Consider the following 16,268-nt stretch of genomic DNA (forward strand, 5'->3'; position numbering starts at 1 on the left):
AGAAAAACAATAATGAATCATTACAGGGATATTTTAAACTATTTTCATCAAAGAAGCACCAATGCCGCTGCGGAATCCTTCAATGCCAAAATCAAAAACTTCAGAATGCAGCTGCGGGGAGTAAAAGACAGAACTTTCTTTCTATTCAGATTAACTAAACTTTTTGCATAGCCCCCAAGTTTTGCGATTGATCCCATCTCCTAAAGACGAATAATTCTGAAAATACACAAATAAAAAAACAGCTCCTAAAAGAAGCTGTTCTCACTCAAAAAATCGTTGTAAGGTTATCGAAGTCTGTCCACAGATTTTACGAGCCTCTCATCTTTTTTGATGTAAATGTTTGCTATAAGCAGACAGATCACCGCAATTAATGAGAAAACCGGCTCAATACCCTTCTCAGGAAAATCTATTCCTCCGGATAATTTTAGTAACCAGTACATCAATACACCAATCAACAAAGCGTTTATAATAATGCTGATGTTATTCAGCAGAATTTGTCTTTTTCTGTTTTTAAAGCTGAAAATACTGAGTACTCCCACCAAAACAAGGACAATACATCCGATATTGATCACAGGAAAGCTGTCTGAAATTACAACATCTTCTCCTGTAATGAACAGAAATACAGCAGCCAACACTGCTAAAAAAGTCCATATAGTCTGTATTCTTTGTAGCATTGAATATTTAATTCTACGCAAAAGTAATATAAATTTTGCACAATTCAAAAATAAGTGTAGATTTGCATTATACGAATGTACTTGAAAACAACAGTCACCTGACTTACTTTTCTTATTCACAATTAATTACATTTTTTACACTAAATATGTTTAACATTGAAACGTTAAGGTCAAAATCCGTAACGGAACTGACTAAAATCTTAAAGGATTTGGGCGTTAAAGTGGCAAGAAACAGCACTGAAAATGACAAAATCTTTGCAATTCTTGACTTTCAGGCCTCCAATCCAAAAGTAGCAAAAGAATATTTCAACGCTACTGAAATCAGTACGAATACTGAAGAAAAACCGGCAGAAAAACCTGCGAAGGCTCCTGCCAGAAAAGCGGCTCCGAAAAAAACGGCAGCAAAGACAAAAGCTGAAGCGAAACCTGCCGAAGAAACAAAACCTAAAGCAGAAGAAAAAGCAGAAGTAAAAGAACCCATTTCTGAAGAACAAAAATCTGAAGAAACTAAAGAGGAACCTGCAGCAGCAACAGAAGAACAGACTGCAACAGCACAAGCTAAGAAAAAGAGGAAAAGAGTTTCTCCTGCCAGTACAACCAATGCAGAAGCACCTCAGGAAAAAACAGAAGCTCCAAAAAACACAGAATCTCAGGAAGCTGCTCCGGCAGAAGAAAAGCCGAATAATACCCCTCAACAGCAGGCCAGATCCCCAAAAGGACAAAACAACAATCCGAACAACAACGGAAACCAGCATAGAAATCAAAACCATAACCAAAATCCTAATCAACACCAAAACCAGCATCAGAATAAGCAGCAACAGCAGCATTCTGAGAAAACGGAGGAACAGCACGAACAGCCTAAAAAGGATTTCAGTTTCGACGGAATGGTAAGCATTGAAGGGGTTTTGGAAATTTTACCGGACAATTACGGATTTTTACGTTCTTCAGACTTCAGTTATATCTCTTCACCGGATGACGTATACGTTTCTACGGCACAGATCAGAAATTACAGTCTGAAAACAGGAGATACCGTAAAAGGGATTGTAAGATTACCGAAAGAAGGAGAAAAATATTTTTCTTTATTAAGACCTACAGAAGTTAACGGGCGAGATCTTGCTTTTATTAAAGACCGTGTTGCTTTTGAATATTTAACCCCTCTTTTCCCACAGGAAAAATTCAACCTTGCCGGAAAAGGATCTACCATTTCTACAAGAGTAGTGGATCTTTTTGCACCCATCGGGAAAGGACAGAGAGCAATGATCGTAGCACAGCCGAAAACCGGTAAAACGATGTTGCTGAAAGATATTGCCAACTCTATCGCTGCCAATCATCCTGAAGTTTATATGATGGTTCTTCTGATTGACGAACGTCCGGAAGAAGTTACCGACATGGAAAGAAGCGTGAATGCAGAAGTTATTGCATCTACTTTTGATGAAGCGGCAGAAAAGCACGTAAAAGTGGCTAACCTTGTTCTGGCGAAAGCACAGAGAATGGTAGAATGTGGTCATGATGTTGTGATTTTATTAGACTCCATCACAAGATTGGCAAGAGCTTACAATACCGTAACGCCTGCTTCAGGTAAAGTTTTATCGGGAGGTGTTGATGCAAATGCACTCCATAAACCGAAAAGATTCTTCGGAGCGGCAAGAAAGATTGAAGGAGGAGGTTCTCTAACGATCATCGCAACAGCTCTTATCGATACCGGTTCTAAAATGGATGAGGTAATCTTTGAAGAATTTAAAGGAACAGGAAACATGGAACTTCAGTTGGACAGAAAAATTGCCAACAGAAGAATTTATCCTGCAATTGATTTGGTGGCTTCAAGTACCCGTAGAGACGATCTGCTTCTGGATGAAGTTACTTCCCAGAGAATGTGGATTCTTAGAAAATACCTTTCTGAAATGAATCCAATCGAAGCAATGGAATTTGTAGACAAAAACATCAAAGGAACGTTAAATAACGAAGAATTCCTAATGTCGATGAATAAATAAATTGAATTTAATTTGTTAAGAAAAAGCACGGATGTTTAATGTTCGTGCTTTTTTAGTTTTTGGTTTGAAATTAAATTATTTTTTTGGAGCTTTATCTCGCTTTCCGCACTCGCTATTTTAGGATTTCGGCGGGGGCAAAGCCGCCGCCGAAATCCTAAAATGAGCTCAGACAATTGCTGCAATCGAGGCTAGGGTTTTTGTCTGATATTTCAGTACATCATTGGATCCACAAAATTTGTGATCCTGAAAGAGTTCAATATAGCATTAAAATAAAGTCTGAAAAAATTCTTGTTTGAACCCTTTGGTTTGTTATCAGCTTTAATTCAAAAATAAATTTTTTCAAAATTGATAAACTTCCGTCATTAGACTTTCTTACCATGAAAATTTAATTCATTCTAAATCAATATATCAATGTTAAAGATTTATTAAAGTAATCCCCATTTTTTGAATATAGATTAAATAATGGCTAAATTTGGGTAATAACATTAAAAATAAAATTATGTCATTTGAATTACCAAAACTAGGATATGCTTACGACGCATTAGAGCCGACAATTGATGCAAGAACAATGGAAATCCACCATACAAAACATCATCAAGCATACGTAGACAATTTAAATAATGCGATTAAAGGAACTGATCTTGAAGGAAAAACTATTGAAGAAATCTGCCAGACAGGAACTGATAAACCAGCAGTAAGAAACAATGGAGGAGGACACTTTAACCACACCTTATTCTGGGAAATTTTAACTCCGGGAGGAAGCAAAGAACCTGTAGGAAATGTAAAAGCTGCTATCGAAGCTTACGGAGGTTTCGAAAAATTCAAAACAGATTTTTCTGATGCTGCTAAAACAAGATTCGGTTCAGGATGGGCTTGGTTGGTAAAAAATGCTGACGGTTCTGTTATCGTTTCTTCAACTCCAAACCAGGATAACCCGTTAATGCCGGTTGCAGAAGTAAAAGGAACTCCTGTTTTAGGACTTGACGTTTGGGAGCACGCTTATTATTTAAATTACCAAAACAGAAGACCTGATTATGTATCTGCATTCTTTGAAGTGGTAAACTGGGATAAAGTAGAAGAATTATTCAACAAATAATTTTCAACGGTTTATAAAAAAGAAAGGTTCAGAATTGCTCTGAACCTTTTTTAATATCTTGTGGCATCACTTCCGGAAAGTCCGTTCATTTTTAAACCGTATTTCCAGTTTACATACGCAAAAACCTGATACAGTTTGTATTCGAATTTAATACCGTATTTTTCTTTCGGATCATAATCAATCGAGGATTCGATGACGTTTCTGTACCTTCCGGAATTGTAATACGAATTCCATTCTGTGACCAGAAAAGTATTTCTGTTTTTCAGATAAGATTCAGAATATTGGCTGAGTGGCTTGGCAATGGCATTCAGAAAATAATCAAACTGAGTGTCGATTACCGTAAGATCCCATTCTCCATCATCATTCTTTGATGGTTTCATTTCCGACTTTTCTTTTTCATTCTTAGGATCGCTTTGCGCAGAGCAATAGACTGAAAATAAAGAAAGTATTAATAGTAAAACTAAATTTTTCATCTCATAAAGTTACAAAAAAAAGACACTCAATCTGAGTGTCTTGTACTTTTATGGTTCTTTCTGGAGAACTACAAATGCCGGGAAGTGGTCGCTGTAACCGCCGGTAAACTGGTCGCCGTTCCATGATCGGAAAGGGTAGCCTTTGTAATTTCCTTCTTTATTCACTAAGTAAGCAGGAGCAAAAATTTCAGCCTTATAAACCGAATAATCTTTTGTTACCTGATCTGAAACTAAATTTTTAGAAACAATAATCTGGTCAAACAAATTCGGTGCATCCTGATACGCTAATGAAGCAACTCCTTTTTTGTATAAAGGGTACATTAAGTTAAGATAAGGATTGGCATCACTTAAATCTTTCGGGCTTGGCTGTGCTTTCAGGTGATTTTTTAAACTTGCACTTACAGGATCATCATTAAAATCTCCCATTGCAAATAATTTTGTTGAAGGATCTGCTGCTCTTACACTGTCCATTTGTTGTTTCAGTAAAGCTGCTGCTGCATTTCTTTTAGGAAGAGAAACCGCTTCGCCTCCTCTTCTTGAAGGCCAGTGATTCATAAAGAATGCTACCTTTTCATTATCAAGGAAGCCTGTAACCACCAAAATATCTCTTGTATATTCTCTTTTTCCTTCATCACCGAAAACTTTAAGTTCCTTTTTCAAAGAATTGGTAGGGGTAAATCTTCTTTTCTGATAGATCAAAGCCACATCAATTCCTCTGTAATCATAAGAATTGTAATGAATAATTCCGTAATCATATTTTTTCAGTGCCGGTTCATTAATAAGATCCTGAATAACCTGCCTGTTTTCCACCTCAATTAAACCTACGACTGCAGGAGCCGTTTTAGTGTATTGCGCTCCCATTTCAGAAATTACTTTGGCTTCGTTGGCAAGTTTCGCCTTATACACTTTCGTATTGTAGTTTTTAGCACTTTTTGGAGTGAATTCTTCAGAACCGCCTTGGTATCTTACTACTTTTTTACCAATTAAAGCGCCATCGCTCCATGGTCCGTCGTATTTTTCAGCTTCTAAAAACTTAACGGAATCCAAAGGAATACTTCTGTGAAAAGCCGGATTTTTAATATCTTTAGTCCCGTCAATATAATCTGCTGACTGAATGGTGTCCCAAAGGTTTTCCACATTCAAAAAACCTACAGTAGCCACCTTTCTCAGTTTTCCCTGCTGTTGTGAAAATGCCATTATCGAAAAAATGATGGCAAAAAAACTCAAAAATTTCTTCATTCTCTTAGAGTTATTATTAATATTATTTAATCTGCAAATTTACTTTTTTTTAACTTCCCGCTATTTTAAATATTTGTAAATTTAAAATGTGGTATTTACGTTTTTATTTATAATGATTCTTAAAAGCTTGCAATGTTAAGAAAAAATAACGTAAAAAAAGTTGTAAATTCTAAATTTTGACTAAATTTGCGTCCCCAACTTTTAAACTGTTGAGAATTAACAAGAAAAGTATTTAAAAAAATAAATATACTCATGATTAAAAAACTATCATTAGTCTCTTTATTTACTTTACTTCCAGCATCATACTATTTTGCACAGACTACGGTTTCTGCCTATTTAAAAGATGCTGAAGGAAAGCCCGTTGAAAGGGCAGAAGTAGATCTTAAAGGGAATGACAATGATGTAACGGCTGACAAAATCGGATACTTCCAGTTTGTAGACCTGAAGCCGGGGCATTACCAAATTGTGATTACAAAACCGAATTACGAAACCAAAGTAATGGAGTTTGATGTAATGGACAGTGAGAAGAAAAAGGATTTAGGGACAATCACCCTATATTCTGCACTTACAAGCGCGGATCAAGGTTTAGCAATCATTGACAATAGTGGAAGTGATGATGAAGACGGAAGTAGCGGACAAGCTTCTACGGTTGGTTTATTACAATCTTCTCAGGATGTATTTAACAGAATTGCCAGTTTTGATTTGGGAGCATATTGGTTCAGACCAAGAGGTATTGACGGAAGAACTTCCGAAAATATGATGAATGGAGTTTCCATGGTAAAATCTGATAACGGAAATGTAGACTTTTCTAATTGGGGAGGCCTTAATGAAATCGTGAGATATCCTGAAATTTTCTCTAACCATTCACCTTCAGAATATGCATTTGGTGGGGCAAGCGGAATTATTTACAAAAATACTAAAGCGAGTGAGTATAGAAAAGGATTTCAGGCAACTTATTCCATTACTAACAGAAATTATCGTCAGAGAGTTTCTTTGAGGTACACTTCCGGAATGAGTAAAAAAGGCTGGGCGTTCACTGTGATGGGAGCTAAAAGATGGGCTGAAGAAGGTATTCAGGAAGGAACGTTTTATGATGCTTACGGAACTTATTTAGGTATTGAGAAGAGAATTAACGATAATCATACGATTACATTTAATGCTTTTGCTTCTCCTTACAGAAGGTCAACAGCAAGTCCGAGTACTCAGGAAGTTTTTGATTATAGAGGAGTACATTATAACTCATATTGGGGATGGCAAGATGGCGAAAAAAGAAGTGAAAGAGTTAGAAAAGGTTTTCAGCCAATCTTCCAGATTCAGGATTTTTTAAAAATCAACAAAAAATCTAATTTGTGGACGAGTGTTTCTTACCAGTTTGGAAAAGATAAAGGGTCAAGATTAGATTGGCAGAATGCACAAAACCCTTCTCCAACGTATTATAAAAAATTACCGAGTTATTACTTAAACAGTATTATTTACAGCCAATATCATAATAATACTCCAGCTGCTAATTATGATTTATTATTGCAAGGATATCAGGCTGCGAATGAAAACTGGATCAATAATAATCAAGATGTAACTCAGATTAACTGGAGTTCTTTATATGCTGCCAATCTTGCAAATGATGTTGTAGATCAGGCTGAGATGTCTACACGATTTGGACTTACAGGGAAAAGAGCTAAGTATTTTTTAGTAAATGATGTAAGCGACGATAAGATTTTTAATGCTGCTACACATTATACCTATAACTTTAATGATAAGACAAGATTTTTGTTAAATGTTTCTTATCAAAACTTTAAGTCGGAATATTATAGAGAGGTTAATGATTTGTTAGGGGCAGATTATGCATTAAATGTCGATCCGTATGCAGATTCCAACAAAGCAGGTTCTTCAGGTCTGTTTGATATGAATGATACCCAATTGGCAAAACATGTTGGTGATAAGATCAATTATGATTATATTCTTAGAAGACAAGAAGTAAAAGTAAATCCGGGACTGAAATTATCTACAGGACAGTTTGATGTATTTGTTAGTGGTCTTTTCGGATATTCAACATCAAATAGAGAGGGGCTTTTTAAAAATTATCTTTATCAAAACAATTCATTTGGAGAAAGTAAAGACTATAATTATTGGAATTATGGTTTAAAAGGACAAATTATTTATAGACTTAACGGTAGAAATTTCTTTGTGTATAATGGTGCATATTTTTCACAGGCTCCATTCTTAGAAGATATTTTCATTAATCCTAGAGCTAATAATTATACAGTTCCAAATATTAAGAATGCAGTAATCAGTGCAAATGATTTAAGCTATGTTATTTCTACGCCTTTCTTAAAATTAAGAGCAACGGGTTATATTGTTAATACACAAAATGATACCAATGTTCAGAGATTTTTTGCAGACGGTTTAGTTCTTAATGTGTCCGAAGCAGATACAGGATCTGAAGATAAAACAGCCAGTGCGTTTGTAACACAGACTATGTCTAATGTGAACAAAAGAAACATGGGTGCTGAACTTGGTGTAGATGTAAAAGTACTTCCGACTCTTTCATTACAGGGAGTTGCAAGTTGGGGAGAGTATAAATATACCAACAATCCTAATGTTTACATATCTTCTGATGTAATGGCTGCACCTTATGCTAATTTAGGAACAGCATATATAAAAGATTTTAAAGTAGGAGGAACTGCTCAGAAAGCTTTCTCTGCAGGATTCAGATACAATTCTCCTAAGTATTGGTGGTTTGGAGCGAGCTGGAATTATCTTGATGATAATAATCTTGATCCATCTGCAATTCTTAGAACGAACGATTTTATTCAAAACAATAACAGCAGTACTCCTTTCGTGAATCTTGATGATCCTAAAATTGAGCGTTATATGCAACAGGTAAAACTTCCTTCATCATTCTTCGTGAATGCCAATGTTGGAAAATCATGGATTATCGGTAAGTATTATGTATTGATTTCTGGTTCAGTAAATAATATTCTTGATAACAGAAAATATATTACAGGAGGTTTCGAGCAAATAAGAAGTGCGAATGGTAATGTTGATTTCGAAAACGATTATAACAGCAGATATCCAAACTTTGCACCTAAATACTGGTATACACAAGGACGTTCTTACTTCGTAAACCTGCAAGTGAGATTCTAATAAATTTAATCTTAGAAATATAAAAAAATGAATATAAAAAACTTCTTAAAAATTAGCTTAGGTGTAGCTGTATTAGGAGCTACTCAGCTTTCTTGCATCCATGATGATAAGTGGGATGCACCAGAAATTACATGTAACAATAAATTTGCTGCACCTACCATGACGATGGCAGATTTTGTGGCATTATCACCATCTTCAGGAGTATATACAGTTCCTGCACAGGATGCAACTCATCCAGAGGTAATTTTTGATGGATATGTTGTTTCATCTGATGCAAACGGAAACTTCTATAAAACTCTTGTTTTTCAGGACAAACCTCAAAATCCTACAGTAGGTTTGGTAGTTGGGATTAACAAATCTCTAAACTATGCAGATTTCCCTGTAGGAGCACACATCAGAATCAGAGCAAACGGTATGGTTATCGGAAAATCTGCTGGGGTTATTACTTTAGGAGTTAAAGATCCAGATTTTGCTATCGGAAGAATTCCGGAGTCTATTATCAGCAGATATATTGCAGGTGTTTGTAACGGAACAGGGTTGGATATTGCTACGATCACTCCTCGTGAACTTACTCTTGCAGATATTAAAAATGATAAATATATCAATACGCTTGCTAAAGTAAAGAATGTTCAGTTTGTTGATGCTGAAGTAGGTTTAAATTTAATGAATACCGATGCGTCGGGTACTGCAGTAGATACAGATAGGCATATCATTGATATTTATGGAACTCAGGCAACCGTTAGAACTGACGGATTCTTTAAGCCTACTTATGCAATTCCAAATACAAGCGGAGACATTACATTTGTAGTAAGTAAATATAATAGCTCATTCCAAAATGTGATAAGAGGAATCAGTGATATTGAATTTAAGAATCCTAGATTAACGCCTGCAACATTAGTGCTGAACGAGCCTTTTGCAAACTTGACCGCTAATGCGTGGACTGCCTTCAATGTTTCCGGTACACAGGTTTGGGGAACTACAAACTTTGGTAACCCTGCACCTTCTGCTTACATAAGTGGATTAGGAGGTGTTAATGAAGACTGGTTGATTTCAAAATCTCTTTCTTTATCAGGAGCTACAGCAGCTAAACTTTATTTTGAAACAGACGTAAGATTTCCCGGAAATCCATTACAGGTTTTAATTACTACAGATACTTACGCGGGAGGTAATCCTAATACATTAAACTGGACACCGCTTAATGCTGTTATAGATACAGATATTGCTTCATTTGGAGGTTTTGTAGGTTCCGGATTGATTGACCTTACGCCTTACTTAAATCAAAATATCAGAATTGCATTTAAGTATACAAACCCATCAACAACAGTTGCAAGTGCAGTGGAAATTGATAACGTAAAAGTTTTCAAAACGCCTTAAGATTATTTTAATTATAAATAATATAAAAGCCGGAAGTTTTCTTTCGGCTTTTGTATTTTCTTAGGTCTTAGAGAGAAGATTCGGCTCCAACAAAAAACCACCGCAAAAGCAGTGGTATCGTTGTTAATTTCATTGTCTTTAAAAAGAAACTTCGTTTACCTCTTTTCCGCGCTGAAAATTCATTGTTTTCTGGCTTCCTTTGTATGCAATATTAACGAGGTTAATCTGCTTCGGAAATGCGCTTAAGAGGATCGTATTCTTTATTTTCAAGGTACTGATATCTGAAACACCTCCTGTCTCAAAATATACCCATACTGTTTCTCCGCTTACCTGACTTCCCGTAAATGTAATTGTTTTGGGTGAGCCATTGACATACACATCAAAATTATTGTTTACATACTTTTTAACTTCTGCCTCAAATCCTGCCGTATTCGGGTTAATTTTTATAGCATCGGAAATATGATTTGTATTCATTTTTGTAGTGAACTTCAACGTTTTGCTTCCATCAATATAATCCACCTTGGTCATTGAAGAGAAAAAGTCTACATATGTGAAACTCATTAACACAAAAAGTGTTAAAATTCCTGATATAGATAAAATTTTTTTCATCTTGGATAATAGATTTACAATCATGATTGTTAGTTTTAAGTCACAAATAATGTGCCAATTAAAAGTTAACGTTTACAGAGTATTTATCATAAAAAGCTTTAATGTGCGCTACCGCTTCATCTGCGGTTTCTACCACACGGTAAAGTTCCAGATCTTCTTCGTGGATCATCTTTTCTTTAAGCAACGTAGTTTTAAACCAGTCTAATAATCCGCTCCAGAATTCCGACCCTACCAAAACAATTGGGAATCTTCCTATTTTGTTGGTTTGAATCAGCGTTAAAGCTTCCGTAAGTTCATCTAATGTACCAAATCCTCCCGGCATAACCACAAATCCCTGCGAATATTTTACAAACATTACTTTTCTTACAAAAAAGTAATCAAAATTCATCGAATACGATTTATTGATGTAAGGATTGAAATGCTGCTCAAAAGGCAGATCGATATTCAAACCGATGGATTTTCCCTGTGCATTAAAAGCACCTTTATTTCCGGCTTCCATAATTCCGGGACCTCCTCCGGTAATGATTCCGAAGCCTAATTTTGTAATTTTCTCCGCAATTTCCACCGCCATTTTGTAGTATTTGCTTTGCGGCTTCAGTCTTGCAGATCCAAAAATAGAAACACACGGACCAATTTTAGCCAGTTTTTCATAGCCATCTACAAATTCCGCCATTACCTTAAAAACCATCCAACTGTCTTTCGTAATGGTTTCGTCCCAGGTTTTTTGTCGCAGACTGTTTTGTAATCTTGTTTCGTTACTATCAAATTCAGGATTTACCAAGCTTTCATCCCTCGTTCCTTCAATTCCCATTGTACAATTATTTAAAGTGTTTTTCGGCTTCCGTTACAGATTCCGGTCTTCCGACATCAATTAAAATGCTGTCGTGAAGGAAACCATGGATATGCTCGGTCTGCATAAGATCCAGATATTCTTCCATAACAGAAAATTTGCCTGTCCTTTTTATTTTTTCAAAGATAAGCGGATTGATGCAATGAACCCCACTAAAAGCCAAAGCTTTGAATCCTTTGTTGAATTCTGCAAGTCTCTGTTCTCCGGTCTGTACATTCAGCCATCCTCTTAATACCATATCATCGTTAAAAAGCAGTTTTCTGGAGCTTTCTCTGTCCGATACGGCTAAAGTAGCAAAATCTTTTATCTTTTTATGATATTCTACTAATTCCGTAATATTAATGTTGGTAAGAATATCGGCATTCATGATCAGGAAATCTTCTCCGTGATCGAGAAATTTTCTAGCAAAAACCAAGCCGCCTCCGGTTTCCAGAAGCTCTTCACTTTCGTCGGAGATTTCTATTTTACATCCGAAATTATCGTTCTGCTTTAAAAAATCAACTATTTGATTTCCAAAATGATGAATGTTTATGACAAAATCGTTTATTCCGAAATTTTTTAAATATTTAATATTTCTTTCCAGAAGCGGAACTTCATTCACTTTTGCCAAAGCTTTCGGATGATGGTCGGTGAATGGTTTCAGTCGGGTTCCTTTTCCGGCTGCGAAAATAAGTGCCTTCATTTTTTATAGGTAATAAGTAATTGGTAATGAGTAATAAAATAATCTTGGTTAAATTAAAAACAATAAATAATAAAATATCAACGACTTTAAAAATATTACTTATTGCACATTACTCATTACTTATTGTTAAGTTGATGCTGCTCGTCGTGATGAAGACTGATTTCCACTTTTTCACCATACTTTTCTTCAATAAAACGAGCGATTTTTATCGCAGAATATACCGATCTGTGCTGTCCTCCTGTACAGCCGAAGTTGATCTGGAGATTTTCAAATCCCCTTTCCAGATAATTGTCTATATTAATGGAAACAAGATTCTTGATTAATTCCAGAAATTTAGGCATTTCGGTTTTGGTTTCCAGATATTCCTGAACGCCGACGTCGTTTCCGGTCTGGGTTTTATATTCTTCCACTCTTCCCGGATTTAAAATTCCGCGGCAGTCAAATGTAAAACCTCCTCCGTTTCCAGTTTCATCTTTCGGAATTCCTCCTTTTTTGTACGAAAAACTGTGTATGTCGATGTGTAGCATTTTTTTAATTTTATAATTATTTATTTATTCTTAAACCGTTAAGATTTATATTTAAGAAGTTAAGTTTATTTAAGATTTTTGATAAATCAAAATTTAGTTTGGAAGCTCTTTAAAATATTCATTAATAAAAGGTTTTAAAGATTTGGTTATATTATCGGTGAAGAAATTGATTAACAGACCTTGAGGCTTTTTCAAAACTTTCATGTATGTTAATAATTGAGCTTCATGGATAGGCAAAATTTCTTCGATCGCTTTTAATTCTACGATAACAGCATCATTTACGAGCAGATCAACAACCAGTTTTGTTTTAATATCAACACCTTCATAATTAATGGTTGTATAAAGTTGTTGTTTTACATCATATCCATTGTTAATGAGTTCAATTTTTAAACATTCTTCATAAATACTTTCAAGTAAGCCGGGTCCAAGTGTTTTGTGAACTTTTATGGCAAAACCGGTAATTTCATAAGACAATTGTGTGATTTCTTTTTTCGTCATAACACTTAACGATGCTTAACTTCTTAAATATAAATCTTAATGGTTTAATATTTCTTCAATTTTCAATTTTGTTTTATCTGAATTTAATTGATTAATCACTTTTTCCAGTTCAGGGTTATCGTTCATATTTTCCCAGTTTTGCGCAAATGCAGTAATGTTTTCTATTCCTTTTTCTATGCTTGAAATAAAATGTGGTTTTCTCTGAATTAATCCCCGGAAACCATAAGCTCCCAAAACCTGAAGAAACCGCATCAGTTGAATTGGTTTTACCGAAAAATTTAGTTTGTCTTTAATTTCCTGACTTTCAAACTGATTTATATACAGATTCAATATCTCATTTTTGAAATCTTCCGGAAAGTTTGCTTTTGCCTGAAACAGAAAAGAAATCACATCATACATCAAAGGACCTTTCATTGCCGATTGATAGTCGATAAACGAGACTTCATTCTGATCATTCACCATGATATTTCTTGCCTGAAAATCGCGGATCATTAATCCTTTGGGTTCCAGATTTTCGATAAGGCTGACAATTTTTTTAAATTCTTTCAGAAGGGTAGATTTGTGATATTCCAGCTCCAGAACATCCGCCACGAAATTTTTAAAATAATACAGATCGTGCATTACCGGAAGTTCATCATAGCTCTCATATTCGAAAGTTTTTGTGAAATCTATTTTATTCTGCGTTGAAATCTGTAACTGATACAGTTTTTGCAGGGTTTGCTTTACCAAAGATTTTACATGTTCAGATAAACCTTCTTTTGAGATGATTTCAGAAAGAGTATGGTCTCCTAAAAACTCCTGAATATAGATTTTACGGTCATCCGAAACGGCAAAAATTTTAGGCGTATTAAGCTTTAAATCTGAAAATAGGTCTGAGTAATACAAAAAACTTTCATTTTCCGCGATGTTTTCGTTGTAGGTAATAATATACTTTTTATCAGTTTTCGCAATAAAATTTACTCTCGCGGAACCACTTTGAGCTAAAGTGATCAACTCAGAAGGTTGTTTTCCAGTATAATTTTCAAAAAAAATTTGGGCGTATTCGGAAATCATAGATGTCACAAATATAATAATTTACAGGCTAATTTCTATATTTGCATTATGCTAAAGGATTTTAAACCTGTTTTGGGCATTCTGCTGCGCTTCATCATCATTTATCTGGTGCTGCTTTTTGCGTATCAGTTTTTTCTGAACAGTTTTCAGAAAGAAGGTCTTGATCCCTTTTCGAGAATGATTGCAGAGCAGGTGAGGGATATCCAGAACTTTATGGGTTTTTCAACACAACTGTATGATGATGTTAAAGGCGAACAGGTGTATTTTTATGTCAGGAACGAATATCCTACAAGAATGGTGGAAGGCTGCAATGCCGTTTCTGTGATGATTCTTTTTGTGGCATTTGTTTTTGCCTTTTACAAAGGAAAAAAGACCTTTGTTTTTGTAGTTCTGGGACTGGCTTTGATTTATATTATTAATGTTTTAAGAATAATTGGGTTGAACATTGTGATTCTTAATTACGAGGAATACGGCAAAATAGCTCATGATTATATTTTTCCGGCGGTTATATATGGGACAGTCGTGTTACTTTGGCTAATCTGGATAAAATTTTTTGCTTTAAAACATGAAAAATCTTAACTGGGTTTTAGTCATATTGGGAATTTTAGGTCTTGTAAGTGTAAGAATACTTGAAGACAGAATTTTTTATGATCCATTTCTCAATTATTTCCATGAAGCCAATAAAAATATTCCTTTTCCCTCTTTTGAATGGGGAAAGCTGATTTTGGGCTATATTTTCCGTTTTGTTCTGAATCTCTTATTTTCATGTATAGTAATTCATTTCTGGTTCAAAAACAGACAATGGACGTTTCAGGGAGCTATTTTAATTACGATTATTTTTGCGATTACTTTTCCGATTTATTTATACAGTATTTATGACAGGTTTGAAATCGGGTATCTTTTTTCTTTTTACATGAGAAGGTTTGTCATTCAGCCTTTGATTTTACTTCTGATTATCCCAATGTTTTATTACAGGAAGCAAATCGGTCAATAAAATTTTTAGAAGTTATGTTTTAATTGTCTTCAATGGAATGCTTATCCACAGAAGTCACATTTTCCGGAGTCCAAACCACTCTTTTTACAAAATCTTTTTCGCGGACAGGGCAATTTGATATCTGACAAACGGAACAGGAGAAGGGTTTACAGTCATCCATATGGAAATTAAATTCCACCGTTCTTTTTGTATTTTTTGCCAAAAGGATGATCATTTTTTCCATTTCATTGTGTGCATCACGAAGGCTGTAATACCAAGGTAGCGTAATATGTGCATCAATATGAAGATGGGCTCCGAATTGCTGAATTTTCATATTATGAACATCAATCCATTCTTTTTTTCGGTTTTCTTCTAAAATCTGTATGATTTGTTCCAGAAGATCGGGATCCTGCTCGTCCATAATTCCACTTAAGGATTTGCGGACTATTTTGTATCCCACTACGATAATATATATACCGAAACCTAAGGCAACAACGGAATCCAGCCAATAAATTCTGGTAAAGTATACCACAATTAAACTCACAACAACGCCAAGTGTTGTTAAGGTGTCGGATTGCAGATGTTTTCCGGATGAAATAAGAACGATAGAATTTTCGGCTTTTCCTTTTTTAATGGAAATATAGCCTAATAAATAGTTGATAGCGGCAGTGGCGGCAATAATCCAGATTCCGAGATCTATTTTGCTTAAAACTTTTCCGACAATTAAGCTGTTAATGCCTTCGTAGATAATCATAACTCCTGCAATGGCAATTAAGGCTCCTTCGATTCCGGAAGTTACGAATTCTACTTTTCCGTGTCCGTATGGATGATCGTCGTCTCTTGGTTTTGCTGCGAGATACAGTGAATAAAGCCCCATAAAGGCACTGATGACATTTACAATACTTTCCATGGCATCAGAAAAAACAGCGTCGGAATTTGTAAGTTTCCAGGCGATAATTTTTCCGATAAAGAGAATAACTCCGAAAACGGCTATAAGTTTCTGAAAGGCTAATTTATCTTTACTTTTATTCTTCTGAACGTTCATAGGTTTGATAAAAAAAAGAATCTCAATTCTGAGACTCTTT

The 16,268-nt window shown here is 35.1% G+C and carries 17 protein-coding genes; 7 read left to right on the forward strand and 10 right to left on the reverse strand.

Annotation, left to right across the window (positions count from 1 at the left end):
• The coding region (locus H6W52_RS07085) for a transposase (RefSeq protein WP_185216478.1) at positions 1–171 on the forward strand (171 nt) is incomplete at its 5' end.
• Positions 172–284: 113 nt separating this feature from the next.
• Here H6W52_RS07085 and H6W52_RS07090 read toward each other — a convergent pair.
• Positions 285–674 carry a DUF4293 family protein gene (locus tag H6W52_RS07090; RefSeq protein WP_076391587.1) on the reverse strand — a complete coding sequence of 130 codons (390 nt, stop codon included), beginning with the start codon at positions 672–674 and terminating at the stop codon, positions 285–287.
• A 146-nt stretch (positions 675–820) separates the two neighbouring features.
• Between H6W52_RS07090 and rho the strand changes: the two genes are divergently transcribed.
• Both rho and H6W52_RS07100 read left to right on the forward strand, forming a co-directional pair.
• Positions 821–2,665: a transcription termination factor Rho gene (rho, locus tag H6W52_RS07095; protein WP_116097235.1), complete on the forward strand. Its 1,845-nt coding sequence runs from the start codon at positions 821–823 to the stop codon at positions 2,663–2,665.
• 499 nt (positions 2,666–3,164) lie between these two features.
• Complete coding sequence (locus tag H6W52_RS07100; protein ID WP_116097237.1) at positions 3,165–3,761, forward strand: superoxide dismutase; 597 nt, start codon at positions 3,165–3,167, stop codon at positions 3,759–3,761.
• A gap of 50 nt (positions 3,762–3,811) precedes the next feature.
• Here H6W52_RS07100 and H6W52_RS07105 read toward each other — a convergent pair whose 3' ends face one another.
• Both H6W52_RS07105 and H6W52_RS07110 read right to left on the reverse strand, forming a co-directional pair.
• Positions 3,812–4,234 carry a DUF6146 family protein gene (locus H6W52_RS07105; protein ID WP_116097239.1) on the reverse strand — a complete coding sequence of 141 codons (423 nt, stop codon included), beginning with the start codon at positions 4,232–4,234 and terminating at the stop codon, positions 3,812–3,814.
• Positions 4,235–4,282: 48 nt separating this feature from the next.
• Positions 4,283–5,473, reverse strand: coding sequence for an endonuclease (locus H6W52_RS07110; protein WP_116097241.1), 1,191 nt, complete (start codon positions 5,471–5,473; stop codon positions 4,283–4,285).
• 252 nt (positions 5,474–5,725) lie between these two features.
• On the opposite strand from H6W52_RS07110, the gene H6W52_RS07115 reads away from it, so the two are divergent.
• Together H6W52_RS07115 and H6W52_RS07120 are read left to right on the forward strand one after the other, a co-directional pair.
• The gene (locus tag H6W52_RS07115) at positions 5,726–8,617 is read left to right on the forward strand and encodes a carboxypeptidase-like regulatory domain-containing protein (RefSeq protein WP_087708654.1); all 2,892 of its coding nucleotides are present in this window, start codon (positions 5,726–5,728) and stop codon (positions 8,615–8,617) included.
• 27 nt (positions 8,618–8,644) lie between these two features.
• Positions 8,645–9,991, forward strand: coding sequence for a DUF5689 domain-containing protein (locus H6W52_RS07120; protein ID WP_116097243.1), 1,347 nt, complete (start codon positions 8,645–8,647; stop codon positions 9,989–9,991).
• 138 nt (positions 9,992–10,129) lie between these two features.
• Here the strand turns inward: H6W52_RS07120 and H6W52_RS07125 are convergent, their stop codons facing one another.
• The 6 genes from H6W52_RS07125 to H6W52_RS07150 form a co-directional block, all read right to left on the reverse strand.
• The gene (locus H6W52_RS07125; protein WP_116097245.1) at positions 10,130–10,624 is read right to left on the reverse strand and encodes a DUF6702 family protein; all 495 of its coding nucleotides are present in this window, start codon (positions 10,622–10,624) and stop codon (positions 10,130–10,132) included.
• A 34-nt stretch (positions 10,625–10,658) separates the two neighbouring features.
• Positions 10,659–11,411 carry a TIGR00730 family Rossman fold protein gene (locus tag H6W52_RS07130; RefSeq protein WP_116097246.1) on the reverse strand — a complete coding sequence of 251 codons (753 nt, stop codon included), beginning with the start codon at positions 11,409–11,411 and terminating at the stop codon, positions 10,659–10,661.
• 7 nt (positions 11,412–11,418) lie between these two features.
• Complete coding sequence (locus H6W52_RS07135; RefSeq protein WP_116097248.1) at positions 11,419–12,132, reverse strand: NDP-sugar synthase; 714 nt, start codon at positions 12,130–12,132, stop codon at positions 11,419–11,421.
• Positions 12,133–12,248: 116 nt separating this feature from the next.
• Positions 12,249–12,659: an RNase adapter RapZ gene (locus H6W52_RS07140; protein WP_116097250.1), complete on the reverse strand. Its 411-nt coding sequence runs from the start codon at positions 12,657–12,659 to the stop codon at positions 12,249–12,251.
• A gap of 93 nt (positions 12,660–12,752) precedes the next feature.
• Positions 12,753–13,157, reverse strand: coding sequence for a GxxExxY protein (locus H6W52_RS07145; protein WP_116097252.1), 405 nt, complete (start codon positions 13,155–13,157; stop codon positions 12,753–12,755).
• 36 nt (positions 13,158–13,193) lie between these two features.
• Complete coding sequence (locus H6W52_RS07150) at positions 13,194–14,210, reverse strand: aminoglycoside phosphotransferase family protein (RefSeq protein ID WP_116097254.1); 1,017 nt, start codon at positions 14,208–14,210, stop codon at positions 13,194–13,196.
• A gap of 48 nt (positions 14,211–14,258) precedes the next feature.
• On the opposite strand from H6W52_RS07150, the gene xrtF reads away from it, so the two are divergent.
• Positions 14,259–14,789 carry an exosortase family protein XrtF gene (gene xrtF, locus H6W52_RS07155; protein WP_116097256.1) on the forward strand — a complete coding sequence of 177 codons (531 nt, stop codon included), beginning with the start codon at positions 14,259–14,261 and terminating at the stop codon, positions 14,787–14,789.
• Positions 14,776–15,204 (forward strand): exosortase F system-associated membrane protein, encoded by a 429-nt coding sequence (locus tag H6W52_RS07160; protein WP_116097258.1) that lies wholly within the window; start codon positions 14,776–14,778, stop codon positions 15,202–15,204. Before xrtF ends, H6W52_RS07160 begins: the two co-directional genes overlap by 14 nt.
• A 19-nt stretch (positions 15,205–15,223) precedes the next feature.
• Here H6W52_RS07160 and H6W52_RS07165 read toward each other — a convergent pair whose 3' ends face one another.
• Entirely contained in the window at positions 15,224–16,228 is a 1,005-nt protein-coding gene (locus H6W52_RS07165) for a cation diffusion facilitator family transporter (RefSeq protein WP_116097260.1), read from the reverse strand.
• Positions 16,229–16,268 lie beyond the last annotated feature (40 nt).

Origin of the sequence: Chryseobacterium sp. C2(2020) (assembly GCF_014218915.1) — a bacterium.
Lineage (GTDB): Bacteria > Bacteroidota > Bacteroidia > Flavobacteriales > Weeksellaceae > Chryseobacterium > Chryseobacterium mucoviscidosis.

What these genes read in the sequence shown, in the direction of transcription:
- H6W52_RS07165 (WP_116097260.1), bottom strand. Translation starts at nt 16,228, where the DNA reads ATGAACGTTCAGAAGAATAAAAGTAAAGATAAATTAGCCTTTCAGAAA.
- H6W52_RS07090 (WP_076391587.1), bottom strand. Translation starts at nt 674, where the DNA reads ATGCTACAAAGAATACAGACTATATGGACTTTTTTAGCAGTGTTGGCT.
- H6W52_RS07135 (WP_116097248.1), bottom strand. Translation starts at nt 12,132, where the DNA reads ATGAAGGCACTTATTTTCGCAGCCGGAAAAGGAACCCGACTGAAACCA.
- H6W52_RS07100 (WP_116097237.1), top strand. Translation starts at nt 3,165, where the DNA reads ATGTCATTTGAATTACCAAAACTAGGATATGCTTACGACGCATTAGAG.
- H6W52_RS07105 (WP_116097239.1), bottom strand. Translation starts at nt 4,234, where the DNA reads ATGAAAAATTTAGTTTTACTATTAATACTTTCTTTATTTTCAGTCTAT.
- H6W52_RS07160 (WP_116097258.1), top strand. Translation starts at nt 14,776, where the DNA reads ATGAAAAATCTTAACTGGGTTTTAGTCATATTGGGAATTTTAGGTCTT.
- H6W52_RS07115 (WP_087708654.1), top strand. Translation starts at nt 5,726, where the DNA reads ATGATTAAAAAACTATCATTAGTCTCTTTATTTACTTTACTTCCAGCA.
- H6W52_RS07125 (WP_116097245.1), bottom strand. Translation starts at nt 10,624, where the DNA reads ATGATTGTAAATCTATTATCCAAGATGAAAAAAATTTTATCTATATCA.
- H6W52_RS07130 (WP_116097246.1), bottom strand. Translation starts at nt 11,411, where the DNA reads ATGGGAATTGAAGGAACGAGGGATGAAAGCTTGGTAAATCCTGAATTT.
- H6W52_RS07145 (WP_116097252.1), bottom strand. Translation starts at nt 13,157, where the DNA reads ATGACGAAAAAAGAAATCACACAATTGTCTTATGAAATTACCGGTTTT.
- xrtF (WP_116097256.1), top strand. Translation starts at nt 14,259, where the DNA reads ATGCTAAAGGATTTTAAACCTGTTTTGGGCATTCTGCTGCGCTTCATC.
- rho (WP_116097235.1), top strand. Translation starts at nt 821, where the DNA reads ATGTTTAACATTGAAACGTTAAGGTCAAAATCCGTAACGGAACTGACT.
- H6W52_RS07140 (WP_116097250.1), bottom strand. Translation starts at nt 12,659, where the DNA reads ATGCTACACATCGACATACACAGTTTTTCGTACAAAAAAGGAGGAATT.
- H6W52_RS07110 (WP_116097241.1), bottom strand. Translation starts at nt 5,473, where the DNA reads ATGAAGAAATTTTTGAGTTTTTTTGCCATCATTTTTTCGATAATGGCA.
- H6W52_RS07120 (WP_116097243.1), top strand. Translation starts at nt 8,645, where the DNA reads ATGAATATAAAAAACTTCTTAAAAATTAGCTTAGGTGTAGCTGTATTA.
- H6W52_RS07150 (WP_116097254.1), bottom strand. Translation starts at nt 14,210, where the DNA reads ATGATTTCCGAATACGCCCAAATTTTTTTTGAAAATTATACTGGAAAA.